General features: G+C 64.1%; 15 protein-coding genes and 1 other RNA gene. 5 read left to right on the top strand and 11 right to left on the bottom strand.

Annotation, left to right across the window (positions count from 1 at the left end):
* Positions 1-3: 3 nt before the first annotated feature.
* The 9 genes from ACCAA_RS11420 to rsmI all read right to left on the bottom strand — a co-directional run bounded on the left by ACCAA_RS11420 (position 4) and on the right by rsmI (position 8,287).
* Positions 4-1,512 (bottom strand): UDP-N-acetylmuramoyl-L-alanyl-D-glutamate--2,6-diaminopimelate ligase, encoded by a 1,509-nt coding sequence (locus ACCAA_RS11420; RefSeq protein WP_186407378.1) that lies wholly within the window; start codon positions 1,510-1,512, stop codon positions 4-6.
* Complete coding sequence (locus ACCAA_RS11415) at positions 1,509-3,278, bottom strand: peptidoglycan D,D-transpeptidase FtsI family protein (RefSeq protein WP_186407377.1); 1,770 nt, start codon at positions 3,276-3,278, stop codon at positions 1,509-1,511. The genes ACCAA_RS11420 and ACCAA_RS11415 overlap by 4 nt, the downstream gene beginning before the upstream one ends.
* Positions 3,275-3,553, bottom strand: coding sequence for a cell division protein FtsL (ftsL, locus tag ACCAA_RS11410; protein ID WP_186407376.1), 279 nt, complete (start codon positions 3,551-3,553; stop codon positions 3,275-3,277). The genes ACCAA_RS11415 and ftsL overlap by 4 nt, the downstream gene beginning before the upstream one ends.
* Before the next feature lies 1 nt (position 3,554).
* The gene (rsmH, locus tag ACCAA_RS11405; RefSeq protein ID WP_186407375.1) at positions 3,555-4,505 is read right to left on the bottom strand and encodes a 16S rRNA (cytosine(1402)-N(4))-methyltransferase RsmH; all 951 of its coding nucleotides are present in this window, start codon (positions 4,503-4,505) and stop codon (positions 3,555-3,557) included.
* Entirely contained in the window at positions 4,502-4,948 is a 447-nt protein-coding gene (gene mraZ / locus ACCAA_RS11400; protein WP_186407374.1) for a division/cell wall cluster transcriptional repressor MraZ, read from the bottom strand. Before mraZ ends, rsmH begins: the two co-directional genes overlap by 4 nt.
* 363 nt (positions 4,949-5,311) lie before the next feature.
* An RNA gene (gene rnpB, locus ACCAA_RS11395) (RNase P RNA component class A) lies at positions 5,312-5,677 on the bottom strand.
* Positions 5,678-5,772: 95 nt separating this feature from the next.
* Positions 5,773-6,231, bottom strand: coding sequence for a hypothetical protein (locus ACCAA_RS11390; RefSeq protein WP_186407373.1), 459 nt, complete (start codon positions 6,229-6,231; stop codon positions 5,773-5,775).
* A 34-nt stretch (positions 6,232-6,265) separates the two neighbouring features.
* Positions 6,266-7,306, bottom strand: a complete 1,041-nt coding sequence (gene pyrC / locus ACCAA_RS11385) for a dihydroorotase (RefSeq protein ID WP_186407372.1) — start codon at positions 7,304-7,306, stop codon at positions 6,266-6,268.
* Between the two features lie 141 nt (positions 7,307-7,447).
* Positions 7,448-8,287: a 16S rRNA (cytidine(1402)-2'-O)-methyltransferase gene (rsmI, locus tag ACCAA_RS11380; protein ID WP_186407371.1), complete on the bottom strand. Its 840-nt coding sequence runs from the start codon at positions 8,285-8,287 to the stop codon at positions 7,448-7,450.
* Between the two features lie 16 nt (positions 8,288-8,303).
* Between rsmI and ACCAA_RS11375 the strand changes: the two genes are divergently transcribed.
* From ACCAA_RS11375 to ACCAA_RS11360, 4 genes are read left to right on the top strand one after another with little or no spacing between them, the layout of a single operon-like run.
* Entirely contained in the window at positions 8,304-8,696 is a 393-nt protein-coding gene (locus ACCAA_RS11375; RefSeq protein WP_245754544.1) for a YraN family protein, read from the top strand.
* A complete protein-coding gene (locus ACCAA_RS11370; RefSeq protein WP_186407369.1) occupies positions 8,683-9,057 on the top strand; it encodes an HIRAN domain-containing protein in 375 nt (124 codons plus the stop codon). The genes ACCAA_RS11375 and ACCAA_RS11370 overlap by 14 nt, the downstream gene beginning before the upstream one ends.
* 51 nt (positions 9,058-9,108) lie before the next feature.
* Positions 9,109-9,702, top strand: coding sequence for a phosphoheptose isomerase (locus ACCAA_RS11365; RefSeq protein WP_186407368.1), 594 nt, complete (start codon positions 9,109-9,111; stop codon positions 9,700-9,702).
* Positions 9,699-10,352, top strand: a complete 654-nt coding sequence (locus tag ACCAA_RS11360; protein ID WP_186407367.1) for a BON domain-containing protein — start codon at positions 9,699-9,701, stop codon at positions 10,350-10,352. The genes ACCAA_RS11365 and ACCAA_RS11360 overlap by 4 nt, the downstream gene beginning before the upstream one ends.
* A gap of 71 nt (positions 10,353-10,423) precedes the next feature.
* On the opposite strand, the gene ACCAA_RS11355 is transcribed toward ACCAA_RS11360, so the two are convergent.
* A complete protein-coding gene (locus tag ACCAA_RS11355; protein ID WP_186407366.1) occupies positions 10,424-11,578 on the bottom strand; it encodes a glycosyltransferase family protein in 1,155 nt (384 codons plus the stop codon).
* A 15-nt stretch (positions 11,579-11,593) separates the two neighbouring features.
* Positions 11,594-12,907, bottom strand: a complete 1,314-nt coding sequence (gene trhP, locus ACCAA_RS11350; RefSeq protein ID WP_186407365.1) for a prephenate-dependent tRNA uridine(34) hydroxylase TrhP — start codon at positions 12,905-12,907, stop codon at positions 11,594-11,596.
* A gap of 94 nt (positions 12,908-13,001) precedes the next feature.
* Between trhP and rng the strand changes: the two genes are divergently transcribed.
* Positions 13,002-14,456 carry a ribonuclease G gene (rng, locus tag ACCAA_RS11345; protein ID WP_186407364.1) on the top strand — a complete coding sequence of 485 codons (1,455 nt, stop codon included), beginning with the start codon at positions 13,002-13,004 and terminating at the stop codon, positions 14,454-14,456.
* Positions 14,457-14,630: the final 174 nt, after the last annotated feature.

The following is a 14,630-nucleotide window of genomic DNA, read 5'->3' as shown; positions in this document are numbered from 1 at the left end:
CCGTCATCGAGACATCTCCTGGCGGGCACTGAGCGCGGCGCGGCCTTCGCCAGTGTCGGAAAAAGGCCGGCGCACGCCAGCAATTTCCTGATAGACCTCGTGTCCCTTGCCGGCCACCAATATCACATCGGCCGGATGGGCCGCCAGAACGGTGCCGCGAATCGCTTCGGCGCGATCAACGATAATCTCGGCGCCGGGAACACCGGCGAGAATCTCGCCAAGAATGGTTTGCGCATCCTCGCTGCGCGGGTTGTCGCTGGTCAGTACGACGCGGTCGGCATGGCGTGCAGCGACCGCACCCATCAACGGCCGCTTGCCGCGATCACGGTCGCCGCCGCAGCCAAAAATGGCGACCAGACCGGCACCGCGGGCGGTGGCCACCGGACGCAGCGCGCGCAAGGCGCTCTCCAGGGCATCCGGCGTATGGGCGTAATCGACGACGATCAGCGGCTCGTTGTGGCCGCCTACCTTCTCCAGGCGACCCGCTGGCGACCGCAAAAGCGCAAAACGTTCGGCGATGGTCTTCGGGGTCAGGCCGGCGTCAATCAGGACGGCGGCGACGGCCAGCAGATTGGCCACGTTGTATCGCCCCAGCAGCCCGGTCTCGACCAGCGCGCGACCGTTCGGCGCACAGAGGCGGAAACGCAGCCCATCGATCGTATCCTCGACATTCTCGGCACGGATCGTCCCCTGGCGATCGCCTGCGTCATCCTGCTGGCTATAGCCGATAACCTTGGTCGCCGTACTGCACTCGGCCAGCTTGCGGCCAAAGGGATCGTCGAGATTGGTCACCGCCAACCTCAGACGTGGCCAGGCGAACAATCCGGCCTTGGCCTGCGCGTACGCGGCCATCGTTTCGTGGTAGTCCAGGTGATCCCGCGTCAGGTTGGTAAACACCGCGACGTCGACGCGGGCGCCGTCCAGGCGGCCTTCGGCAATGCCGATCGAACTGGCTTCCAGCACACACGCCTGCGCGTCGTCAGCGACCAGGCAGGCCAGCGTGCGGGTTAGCGTCGTCGCTTCGGGCGTCGTAAAGCCGGTGTCGATCAACTGGCCAGGCCAACCCGCACCCAGCGTGCCGATGATTGCGCAGCGGCGCGGGTGGCTGGCAGCAATCCACTGGCTGACGCTGGTCTTGCCGTTGGTACCGGTCACCGCAACCAGCGACAAGCGCTCGCTCGGGCGCCCGTAGATGGCGTGCGCCAGGGGTCCGCAGAGCTGCCGCAAGCCGGCGAGTGCCAGATTGGCAACCGCCCACTCGTCGCACCAGGCGAAGTCGGACGCTTCGGACGCTTCGCACGCGCCCGCCTCCCAGAGGACGGCAGCGGCGCCGCTGGCAATCGCCTCGGCAATGTGGCGACGGCCGTCGGCCAGCTCGCCGGGATAGGCCAGAAAGAGGTCGCCGGGCCGCACCTGGCGGCTGTCGTCGGTCACCCCGCTGGGCACCACGCCGAGCGCCGCCAGCCGCTCAAGGGTGACGGCGGCGGCGGTGGGCGCGAACGTCGTACTCACAGCTTGGCCTTGGCTGCCAGGGTCTTCGGGCTCTGCGGACTCTGCGGACTCTGCGCCACGACCAGTGGGATGTCTGGCGCAATGCCGAGGGTGCGCAGGGAACTGCCCATTACGGAGGCAAAGACCGGTGCCGCGACATCACCGCCATAGTGCTTGCCGGCACTGGGCTCATCAATCATCACCGCGACGATCAGGCGCGGCTCCGAAGCGGGTGCAAAGCCGACGAAGGACGAAACGTATTTGCTCGCGTAGCGACCGTGTTCGAGTTTGTACGCCGTACCCGTCTTGCCGGCCACACGATAGCCCGGAATCTGCGCCTTCGGAGCCGTGCCACCAGGCAGGACGGCCATTTCGAGCATGGTGCGCACCTCACGCGCCGTTTTCGCGCTGAACACCCGGGCGCCCTGCGGCATCGACGAGTCGGCGCGGGTCAGCGAGAGCGGTACCAGATCACCGTCGCGGGCAAAAACCGAGTAGGCGCGCGCCAACTGGATCAGGGACACGGAAATGCCATGGCCGTAGGACATGGTTGCCTGTTCGATCGGCCGCCAGCGCTTCCATGGCCGCAGCCGGCCACTGACCTCACCGGGGAAACCCAGTCGGGGTACCTGACCGAAACCGACGTCGTCGAACATTTCCCACATCTTCTGCGCCGGCAGCATGGCGGCGATCTTGGCTGCACCGACATTCGATGATTTCTGGATGACCTCGGCGACCGTCAGGGCCCCGTGCGGATGGGCGTCGGAAATCGTCGCGCTGCCAATGGTCAGCCGACCCGGCGCGCAGTTGATGATCGTGTCGAAACGAACCTTGGCATTATCGAGCGCCAGCGCAATGGTGAAGGGCTTGAGCGTCGACCCTGGCTCAAAGGTATCGGTCACGGCGCGGTTGCGCAACTGGGCGCCGGACAGCTTCTCGCGATTGTTCGGGTTATACGTCGGCCAGTTGGCCAGAGCCAGGATTTCGCCGCTCCTCGCGTCGAGCACGATGATGCCGCCGGCCTTGGCGTTGTTGTCGGTGATCGCCTGCTTCAACTGGCTGTAGGCCAGGTACTGGATCTTCGAATCGAGCGCCAGGCGAATATCCTTGCCATCCTGCGGCGTCTTGATCGAGCCGACGTCCTCGACGATCTGGCCGCGGCGGTCCTTGATGACGCTGCGCCCACCGGGCTGGCCGAGCAACTGTTCATGAAAAGCCAGTTCGACGCCTTCGAGTCCCTTGTCGTCCACGCCGGTGAAGCCGACCACGTGGGCAGTCATCTCACCGGTCGGGTAGAAGCGGCGGTACTCCTTGTTCTGCCCGATACCGGGTAACTTGAGTGCCGCCACCTGATCGGCCACCAGGGGCGGGATCTGGCGGCGCAGGAAAACGAAGCTCTTGTCGGTCTCCAGCTTGTGGGTCAACTGTTTGACGTCGGTCTCCAGCAGGGCGGCAAGCTGCCGGCTCTGGTCGGGGGTCAGCGAGGTCGCCGAAGGGATCGCCCAAATCGACTTCATCGGGGTCGAAATGGCCAGAACGTCGCCATGTCGGTCGGCAATACGGCCGCGCGAAGCGCTGATCTCAATATTGCGACGGTAGCGCGACTCGCCCTTTTCCTGCAGGAAATCGTTGTTGACGATCTGCAGGTAGAACGCACGGCCAATCAGCAGGGAAAAAGAGCCGAGGATCAGCAAGGCCATCAGGCGCGAACGCCACGGTGGCAGGCTCAGTTGCAATAGCGGACTTTCGGCGAACTTATGTGCCGGATTTCCCTTGAAGTTCATCATGGCGTACGAGCTCCGGTTGCCGTGCCCGGGATGATCTTTTCGCTTTCCGGCGAACGCATCTTGAGCTTCTCACGAGCAATTTTTTCGATTCGTGGCGCCGATCCCCAGGTCGAAAGCTCCAGTTGCAACTGGCCGAACTCGACCTCAAGCTGGCGCGCGCGCTCCAGCTCGACTTCGAGCGCCTGAAAAAGCTTGCGCGCCTTGTGCTGCGAAGTTACTGCGCCAAGACCGCAAAAGACGACGGCAAGCAGCAGGAAGACGTTCAGGCGAACCATTTCAGGCGGCCCTGCCGGCGAGTTTTTCGGCGACGCGCATCACGGCGCTACGCGCCCTGGGATTGGCCGCCACTTCTCCGGCGCTCGCCCGTACCGCTTTGCCGAGCAAACGAAGTCGGGGCTGCGGCAGATCAGCGGCGCGCAAGGGCAGCTTTCTGGACGAAACGTCAGGCGCCGCCTCGTGGCGCATGAAACGCTTGACGATCCGGTCTTCGAGCGAATGGAAGCTGATGACCACCAGGCGCCCTCCCTGTTTGAGGCTGGTCATGGCTTGCGGTAACACGAGCGCGAGTTGCTCGAGTTCTTGATTGATATGAATCCGTAGAGCTTGAAAGGTACGCGTCGCCGGGTCCTGGCCGGGCTCGCGGGTCCACACGGCCTGGCGTACAAGGGCGGCCAGTTCCCCCGTGCTTGCCACCGATCGCTCTCCCCGAGCAGCCACAATCTTCTTTGCAATCTGGAAAGCAAACCGTTCTTCACCATAGCTCCTAATGATCTCCGTGATCTCGCGCACATTGGCCCGCTCTAGCCACTGTGCCACCGTCTCGCCTTGCGTCGTATCCATGCGCATGTCGAGCGGCGCGTCGTAACGAAAACTGAAGCCCCGCTCGCGCTCGTCAAGTTGCGGCGACGAAACGCCGATATCGAGCAGAACGCCATCGACGCTCTCCTCGACTTCAATCCCCGTCTGCTGCAAAGCATCGGCCAACTCGCCGAAGCGCTGATGCCTGATCAGCAGTCTCCTATCCTTCGTTGCGCCACCCGCGGCCACCGCTTGCGGATCACAGTCCAGTGCCAACAGACGGCCATTGGGCCCGAGCTGTTCGAGAATCGCCCGACTGTGACCGCCGCGACCAAAGGTGCCATCGACATAAGTTCCGGCGGACTTGATGTCGAGAGCGTCGACCGCCTCGCGCAAAAGTACGCTCTGATGCTGCGACGCCAGGCTCAAAGTGCCAGGTCCTCAAGACCGGCGGGAAGCGACCCGTCGTCAAGCGCGAAGACCACTTGCTGCTGCTGCTGCCAGCCGGCATCCGACCAGATTTCAAAATGACTGCCTTGGCCGACCAGCCAGACCTGCTTCTCGAGCTGGGCAAACAAGCGCAGCTCAGGCGCTATCAGCAGACGGCCCGCCGCGTCCATTTCTTCTTCGCGGGCGTTACCAACCAGCAGGCGCTTGATCGCTGCTGCCTGTAGATTGAGACTCGAAGCCGCCAAGACCTTGTCGCGGATCGGCTCCCACGCCGTCTCGGGATAAAGCAGAAGGCAGCGATGTGGATGAGCAGTCAGCACCAGTCTGCCGTCGGCGGCCAAGGCGAGCGCCTCCCGATGACGCGCCGGAATGGCAACCCTGCCTTTGGCATCCAGACTCAACGCAGCCGCACCCTGAAACATCACGCCAACTCGTCCCTTGCTGTCTTGGTCTGGAAGAACAAAGCTCCCCACTTTTCACCACTAATTCCCACTTTAAGACAAATACTCGCCTAACGCAAGCAGGAAAAAATCTCGGTTTATCAATAGCGACAAGCACTTACAAGCGACTCATGAAGCATTATGGTAAGATAGTTTTTCCCAATAAAACAACGCTACGCTTGATGTAGTTAAAGTGATTTCTCACGAAAGCCCGCTAAACGGGCATTCCCGCCGAGGTCCAGGCGCGGGAAGACGGGCAAAGGCAGGCCAGCAGCGAGCAACAGCCAGGAAGAAGCACTGGAAAGCCAGCAGCGATCGCTACCGGTGATGGTGGAAAAGAGGAAGGTGGGAAGCCGGTCGATAAGCCGGGTTCTGTCGTGGACAGCCATTCCTCTAGGCGCACTGTTACCAGTACGCTCAAGCAGCCTACCCGGAAGCAGCGCGAGCCACGCCCATGCTTCCCTATTTGGCCTTGCTCCAGATGGGGTTTGCCGTGCCGTCCGTGTTACCACGGCCGCGGTGAGCTCTTACCTCGCCGTTTCACCCTTACCTGCCCAGGCCGGAGCCCAGGCATCGGCGGTTTGTTTTCTGTGGCACTTTCCGTCACCTCACGGTGCCCGGTCGTTAACCGGCATCCTGCTCTGCGGAGCCCGGACTTTCCTCTCGGCGCCAGGTTTGCACCTCTTGCCCAGCGGCTGCCTGACCGACTTCCCGAGTGGATTATACGCTCGCCGTACCCGAGATCTTCTCCAGCGGCGGCGACAAAGGTGCGAACAAACTGCCGGGCGAAGAAAAGCCGTGCCAGCTCACTTCGCTGCCGGTACCACGGGCGCCAAGGATTCGGCCGGCGCCTCACTCTTCGCCGCAGCGACAAAGATCAGCGTACCCTCGCGGAGCTGGAAGGTCCCCTGCGGAGGACCCATGCCCCCTTCCGGCTCGGCCTCGAGCCGGGCAAAGCCCTCGCAGGTTCGCGTCTCGACGACAAACATCCGCTTGCCCTGCCTGAGAATCCAGGCGTCGTTGCCCGGCGCATAGACCTCAACCTTGCTGTCGGCGGCGCCGACGCCCATATCGTGTCGTCGCTGGCACTCGGGCAGGTGAGCCGCGACGATCGAATAGCCGGCGGTCTTTTCCCAGAAGAAGTTCTGTACGCGAATCAGCGTCAGCGAGTGCTCGGGTGAACCAAACTCGAAAGCCGCCCGCTGATCCGAGCAGGCGACCAGGAGTGGGACCAGAAGCAAGGCGAGCAGTTTCTTTTGCGGCACAGACGACCTCCTCAATGGACCACGGCCTGCGGGTTCAGGCGAGCATCCGCCAGCGCAGCGACTCGCCGGCACGTAACGGGATCAGCGTATCGCCACCGACGTACGGGAAAGCCGCCGGCGCATGCCAATCACACTTCTCAAGCGTCACGGTGCCGGTATTGCGTGGCAGCCCATAAAAGTCTGGGCCATTGAAACTGGCGAACGCTTCCAGGCGATCGAGTGCACCGACTGACTCGAAGGCTTCGGCGTAGAGCTCAAGCGCAGCATGGGCCGTGTAGCAACCGGCGCAACCGCAGGCCGTCTCTTTGCTCAGGCGCGCATGCGGAGCCGAATCCGTGCCGAGGAAGAAGCGCTGGCTACCGGAGCTTGCCGCACGCAGCAGCGCCAGGCGATGGATCTCGCGCTTGAGGACCGGCAGGCAGTAGTAATGCGGCTGGAGACCGCCGGCAAAAATGGCGTTGCGGTTGTAGAGCAGGTGGTGGGCAGTGATTGTCGCCCCTACGTTCGGCCCGCAACTGGCGACGAACTCGGCCGCATCGGCAGTCGTGATGTGCTCGAAAACCACCTTGAGCTGCGGGTGACGCGCCAGCAAAGGCGCCAGCACGCGATCGATGAACGTCTTTTCGCGGTCGAAAACGTCGCTTGCCGGGTCGGTCACTTCGCCATGCACCAGCAAGGGCAGTCCGCGCTTTTCCATCTCGGCAAGGGCCAGCTCGCACTGGCCCAGGTCGGTGACACCGGCGTCCGAGTGCGTCGTCGCGCCGGCCGGATACAGCTTGACGGCATGCACGAAGGGGCTCGCCACCGCGCGCCTGATCTCCTCGGCCGACGTGTCGTCGGTCAGGTAGAGCGTCATCAACGGTTCGAAGCGCGTGTCTGGCGGCAAGGCAGCCAGAATGCGCTTCCGATACTCGCCGGCAGCCGCGACGGTCGTCACTGGCGGCCGCAGATTGGGCATCACGATCGCGCGGGCAAACTGCCGCGCGCTATGCGGCACGGTCGTCGCCAGTGCATCACCGTCGCGCAAATGGAGGTGCCAATCGTCGGGACGAGTGAGGGTGAGGGTGATCTGCATGCGCGAGCCCGGCCAGCAAGAGGGAGGAAGATGGCCGAATTCTAGATGATTTCCGCGCTCACCGCCGATCGCCAGCACGCGGCAGGAGGGCGCAGCTCATCCCGCAGCGCGCAAGATGAGAACCCGACCGTGCCCGCTCGACTACTCCTGCCAGCTCAGTGCGAGCTGATAAAGAACCTTCTTGGCGACCCCCGTAATGGCGTGCGCCAGCCGGGTCGCCTGGCTGACCGCCAGGCCATCGGCGAGCAGCAGCCTCAGCACCCGTTCGCCTTCGCCAGCATCCGCAGCCACCGGCGCACCCGAGACGAGCACGACGAACTCGCCGCGCTGACGGTTGGCATCCGCCAGCAGCCAGTCGTGCGCTTCGCCCAGTGGACCACAATGGATGCTTTCGAACAGCTTGGTCAGCTCGCGCGCCAGGACCAGCGTCCGCCCCGGTCCAAAGGCGTCAGCCAGTGCGACGACGCAGTCCACGATGCGGTGCGGCGCCTCGTAGAAGACCAGCGCCCAGGGCAGATGAGCCAGCTCGCGCAAGGCCTCGGCACGCTGTCCGGCTTTGGTCGGCAGAAAGCCGTAGAAGAGAAAGTGGGCTTCGCCGAGGCCGGCGGCGGACAGCGCGACGACCGCCGCACAGGCGCCAGGCAGGGGAATGACGCGATGGCCGGCGGCTCGCACACGCGCCACCAGGCGGGCCCCCGGATCAGACACCGCCGGCGTCCCGGCATCGACCACCAGCGCCACCGACTCGCCTGCCGCGAGGCGCGAGATGACCTGTTGCGCGGCACTCTCTTCGTTGTGCTCATGCGCCGCCAGCAGACGCGCATTGGACCCGTAGTGCTTGAGCAGCGGTGCGCTGTGACGGGTATCCTCGGCAGCGACCCACGGCACCCGCCGCAGGACCTCGATCGCCCGCTGCGTCATATCGCCCAGATGGCCGAGCGGGGTGGGAACGACATATAATGCGGGAGATTCTTCTGTCATGGAGATCAGTGGGCCAATGAGCAGCAACGATAGCACATCCGGACACGCCACTCGCGCCACCACGGCCCACAGTGACGGCGCGATCGCCGAGGGACTGGCCGCGCGCTTCCTCGAACAGCACGGATTGACGGTGCTGGCACGCAATTATCGCTGCCGCGGTGGCGAGGTGGACCTCATCTGTCGCGAGCGGCGAGTCCTGGTCTTCGTTGAAGTGCGGTTGCGGCGCAGCGCCAGCCATGGTGGCGCTGCGGCCAGCATCACCGCCGGCAAGCAAGACCGCATCATGCGTGCGGCCCAGCACTATCTGCTCGCCCAGCGGAGCAACGAGGCCGACTGTCGCTTCGACTGCATCGTGCTCGAAGATCTGTCCGAAACATCCATTGAATGGCTGCGTGATGCGTTTTCCTAGGCTCGGCGCCGTTCTCTGGCTGGCCTGCTGCTGGCCGTCATTGGCCGCCGAGACGGTGAAGATTCTCGTGCAAAGCTCGCCGCTGGCCGGCAGCCAGTTCTACGCCGTCGCCGAAGTGTGGCCGCAGATCAGGGTCGGCGACCGCCTGACCCTGGTCCGCGAGCCAGACAACCGCCATGATCGCAGGGCGGTGCGCATCGAGTGGCGGGGGCGACAGGTCGGCTACGTACCACGCGCCGAGAACCGGGCCGTGGCCAGGGCGCTCGATGACGGCGAGAAACTGGAGGCGCGCGTCTCGAAGCTGCGCGACGACCCGGACCCCTGGCGCCGCGTCGAGTTCGAGGTGTTCCTGACCCTCTGATGTTAGAATCGGCGACACGACCTTTCCCCGCAAGAGCAAAAAGCCGAGCCCATGAACTTGATCAGCCGCGTCAGCCAACACTTCAAGGACAGCGCACAAAACCAGCTCGACGCCGTCGAACTGCTGGCCGCACCGATTGCCCAGGCGATCGAGGCGATGGTGGCCTGCCTGTTGAACAACGGCAAGATCCTCGCCTGCGGCAACGGCGGCTCGGCGGCCGACGCGCAGCACCTGGCCGCCGAACTGGTCGGCCGCTTCGAGGCCGAGCGCCACGAACTGGCGGCGATTGCGCTGACTACCGACACCTCGGTCATCTCGGCGATCGCCAACGATTACGGCTACAAGGTCATTTTCGCGAAGCAGGTACGAGCGCTCGGCCAACCCGGCGATGTCCTGGTCGCCATTTCCACCTCGGGCAACTCGCCCAACGTCATCGAAGCCATCAACGCCGCACACGAAAACGAACTGCGCGTCGTTGCGCTGACCGGCAAAGGTGGCGGGAGCATCGCCGAAATCCTGTACGAGACCGACGTCCACATCTGCGTCCCCGCCGAGCGCACGGCACGCATCCAGGAAACGCACCTGCTCACCATCCACTGCCTGTGCGATGGGATCGATTGCCTGCTCATGGGAGTTGAACAATGAGAAAACGTCTTGCCACCAGCGTGCTTCTCGGTGTGTCCCTGCTGCCCCTGCTGCAGGGCTGTCTGCCCGTGGTCGCCGCCAGTGCCGCCACCGGCGGCGCACTGGCAACCTTCGATCGTCGATCACTCGGCACGCAAACCGACGACGAAACGATCGAATGGAAAGCCAGCTCGCGCGTCAGCGACAAGTTTCCCGACGGCACGCATACCAACTTCACGAGCTACAACCACAAGGTGCTGATCACCGGGGAAGTGCCTTCCGCTGAAGCCAAGGCCGAGATCGAGCGCATCGTCATCGGCGTACCGCAGGTGCAGGGTGTGTACAACGAACTCGCGGTCGCCCCGGTGACGTCGTTCTCGACCCGCAGCAATGATTCGTACATCACCACCCGGGTCAAGAGCCGCTTTGTTGACCTGGGCAAATTCAGCGCCGTTCACGTCAAGGTGGTCACCGAGGCGAGCGTCGTCTATCTGCTCGGTCTGGTGACCCAGCACGAGTCCGACTCGGCGATCCAGGTCGCGCGAACCACGCGCGACGTCAAGAAGGTCGTGACGCTGATGGAGATCATCACCGCCGCCCAAGCCAAGGACATGGACGTGCGCATGCCCGAGCCGCGCGAGCCGGCACCACCTTCCACCGGCGGCGGCTGACGCAGACAGGCCCCGCGCACATCGCGACCGTTAGCTTGGGTCAGCCCGCAGGGAGTCACCCAACTGCCTGATCAGATCGGGTTGGCCGTAAATTTGCAAGGCGCACCTTCAAGTAGCTGGCGGTCAGCAATACCGACAGCGTCACCACCCGCCAGCCACGGCAGCAGGGCTGCCACCGCTTCTTCTGCCCCCGACGGCGAAGGCGCTGGCTGCGTGCGCTGCTGCCACAAGGCATCCAGCGGGCCCTGCAGGCGACCGGCGACCAGATCGGCATCGCTGATCTCCCGGCAGCGCCCATGCCCGTGCAGCCAATCGATCAGGCAGTCCTGCTCGGGCCAATCCTGGCGTCGAACATAAAGAACAGGCCTGCCATTGCACGCGGCTTCGGTGAAGGTACCGTAGCCGGGTTTGGTAATCACCGCGTCTACTGAACGCAGGAGGTCGGCAAAAGGCCGGCCGAGAGACTCGAAAGCGGTGCACCGCTCGTTTTCGAACTGCCAGGCTTGCGGAACCAGCCAGCGCACCCCAGCGAGATGCGGCCAGTCGGCAAGCGGCAACTCCTTGCTGACCCCGCCGAAGGCGATCAGGATCAGGCGCTCGTCGGGGACGGCGCCGAGTTGTTCGCGCAGCGCCTGGCGACAGTCGCTGCCGATGACGGCAATCGGACCGATGCAGCGCCGCCGTGCCAGGTCGGCCATCGCCATTGCCGGCGTCAGCCGCAGGAAGGACTCGGCGCTGTTGTACGCGGCCAGCATCTGGCGGTGAATCGCCGCCGCCCAGCGCTCGCCGGCAAAGAAATGGACGAAGAGTTCGGCCCAGTTGAGCGAGCACATCGCCAGCGACGGGATTCCGGCGCGTGCGGCGCCGGCCAGCGGCAGGTAGGCCACATCGCTGAGCACCAGATCGGGCCGCAGCGCGGCGAAGAGACGGGCATCGCGATCGACCCGCGTTTCCCAGTCGGCGTGTTGCTGGCGATAGGCCAGCGCCGTCGCGGCCAGATCGACGCTCACCGCATCGTGCATCACGTAACCGAAATCGCTGCTCTCTGCCAGGTGCGTGAAGTCGGCCGCCACACGGGCCCGCAGCTTGCTGGTCGGCAGCCCGCTACGTAGTGTGATGCGCAGCGTCGGCAGGCGCGCGCTCAAGGCGTTGAGCACCGGCGCCACCTGTGCCAGATGGCCGAAACCATGCGCCGAGACGTCGACGAAGAGATACGGGGCGCTCATCGGCTAGCGCCCCGCTCAGACGAAGCGCGCCAGCATGGCTCCCGGCAAGTCGACCGGCAGGGGAATCCACACCCGGTGGCCATTGCCCGGAGCGACGTTGATTGCTATCCCGTCGCTGCGCTCCATCCGTTCCAGCACCAGGTCACGATTGCCTGAGGGGTGGATCACTTCGAGTCGATCGCCTAGCGAAAAACGGTTCTTGACGTCGATCAGGGCCAGTTGGCGCGTCGCATCCCAGTCCAGCACATCGCCGACGTAGAGGCTGCGCCCCGATTCGGAATGGCCGCGCAGGTAGTTCTGCATTTCGTGTTCGTGGTGGCGCTGGTAGAAGCCGTCGGTGTAGCCGCGATTGGCCAGGCCATCGAGCTCGCCGAGCAGGCCGGGGTCGAAGGGACGGCCGGCAAGCGCATCATCGATCGCACGGCGATAGACCTGCACCGTACGCGCAACGTAATAGGGAGACTTCGTACGCCCCTCGATCTTCAACGAGTCGACGCCGATCTCGGTCAGGCGCCGGACGTGCTCGACGGCGCGCAGATCCTTCGAATTCATGAGGTAGGTGCCGTGCTCGTCCTCTTCGATGGGCATCAGTTCCCCCGGCCGCTCCTTCTCCTCGAGCAACCACACGCCGCCGGGAGGTCGCGACGCGGATGAACTGCAGACGCTGACATCACCGCTCGCATCGGCCTCAGCAGCCTTGACCTTGTAGTCCCAGCGGCATGAGTTGGTGCACGTGCCCTGGTTCGGATCGCGATGGTTGAAGTAGCCGGACAGCAGGCAACGGCCCGAGTAGGCGACGCACAGCGCACCGTGTACGAAGACTTCGAGTTCGATGTCCGGGCATTCCTGGCGAATTTCGGCCACTTCGTCGAGCGACAACTCGCGCGACAGGATGATCCGCGTCACGCCGAGCTTGCGCCAGAAACGCACGGCAGCAAAGTTGACGGTATTGGCCTGCACCGAGAGATGTACCGCCATCTCTGGCCAGGTCTCGCGGACCAGGTCGATCAACCCGGGGTCGGCCATGATCAGCGCGTCAGGCCTGAGGGCCACCACCGGCGCCATATCGGCGAGATAGGTACGGACCTTGCGGTTGTGCGGCAAGACGTTGCTGACGACATAAAACTTCCTGCCCGCGGCGTGTGTTTCGCCGATGGCGCTGGCCAGCGCTTCGAGGTCGCCGAAGGAATTGTTGCGCACGCGCAGGCTGTAGCGCGGCTGGCCGGCATAGATCGCGTCGGCACCGTAGGCCAGCGCTGTGCGCAGCATGGTCAGCGAACCCGCTGGGGCGAGCAACTCGGGAGAGGCAAGTGGGGCGACGGCAAACATCCGGGAAGGGAACCTGACAGGGTAGAATGGGGCGTATTGAATACGGTAAAGTCCGATTCCAGCATTCTAACCTCATTCTCCAGATCGTCCCGCCATGCCCGAAGAGATCCTGATCAATTTCACACCGCAGGAAACGCGCGTCGCCGTCATGCACCAGGGCGTCGTACAGGAACTGCATATCGAACGTAGCGCCAGTCGCGGCTTCGTCGGCAATGTCTACGTGGGACGCATCGTGCGCATCCTGCCGGGCATGCAGTCGGCCTTCATCGACATCGGCCTCGGCCGCACCGCCTTTCTGCACGTCGCCGACATCCGTGAACCGCGCCCCAGCGACGAACCGCTGCGGCCGATCGAGCGCCTGCTGTTCGAAGGACAGAGCATTCTCGTGCAGGTGATCAAGGACCCGATGGGCAGCAAGGGCGCGCGGCTGTCTACGCAGGTATCCATCGCCGGACGCATGCTCGTCTATCTGCCGCAGGACAAACACATTGGCATCTCGCAGCGCATCGAGAGAGAGTCCGAACGTGAGGCATTACGGGAAAAACTGGGTCGCCTGGTACCCAGCGAGGAAAAGGGGGGCTTCATCGTGCGAACGATGGCCGAGAGCGCGACCGAGGCCGAACTGGCCAAGGACATCGAGTTTCTACGCAAGATCTGGCGCGATATCCAGGCCCAGTCGACCACCGCCGCACCGCCTTCGCTGCTCTACCAGGAGCTGTCGCTGGCCCAGCGCGTGCTGCGGGATTTCGTCAATCCCGAGACCGCCCGCATCGTCATCGACTCGCGCGAGAACTTCCAGCGCCTGACCGCCTTCGCCGGCGAGTACACGCCGACCGTCGCCCCCTTGCTCGAGCACTACATCGGTGAGCGACCGCTGTTCGACCTGCACGGTGTCGAGGATGAGATCCAGAAAGCACTCGCCCGCCGTGTCGATCTCAAGTCGGGCGGTTACCTGATCATCGACCAGACCGAGGCGATGACCACCATCGACGTCAATACCGGCGGCTTTGTCGGTGTGCGCAACTTCGACGACACGATCTTCAAGACCAACCTGGAAGCGGCGCAGACGATCGCGCGCCAGCTCCGCCTGCGCAACCTCGGCGGCATCATCATCATCGACTTCATCGACATGGAGAATGAAGAGCATAGAACGGCGGTCCTGAGCGAATTCAACAAGGCGCTGGCGCGCGACCATACGCGCCTGACGGTCAATGGCTTCACGGCCCTGGGCCTGGTGGAAATGACCCGCAAGCGGACGCGCGAATCGCTGGCGCACGTCCTGTGCGAGGAATGCCCGACCTGTGGCGGCCGTGGCGAAGTCAGGACGGCGCGCACGGTATGTTACGAGATCCTCCGCGAACTACTACGCGAAGCCCGCCAGTTCAATGCCCGCGAGTATCGCGTGCTCGGCAGCCAGGCGGTGATCGACCGCTTTCTCGACGAGGAATCGCAAGGTCTGGCCATGCTCTCCGATTTCATCGGCAAGCCGATTTCGCTCCAGGCCGAGCCCAGTTACTCGCAGGAGCAATACGACATCGTCCTGATGTGAGCGGCTCACCGGTTGATCACCCGGGCCGGCAGTCCTGCCGGCGACACGTGGATGCGAAGCCAACGCGCCGGCGCGAATCCCGAATCACTGCGGGCCTCAGCCCTGACGCACGAGGGCTCCAACCCCGTATTTTCAAGGCCTGGCGGTGGGTAGCAAGAAAAAGGTTTCGCACAA

Origin of the sequence: Candidatus Accumulibacter aalborgensis (assembly GCF_900089955.1) — a bacterium.
Classification (GTDB): Bacteria; Pseudomonadota; Gammaproteobacteria; order Burkholderiales; family Rhodocyclaceae; genus Accumulibacter; species Accumulibacter aalborgensis.
Note: the sequence above shows the minus strand (reverse complement) of the source record. Positions and strands in the feature narration are given on the sequence as shown.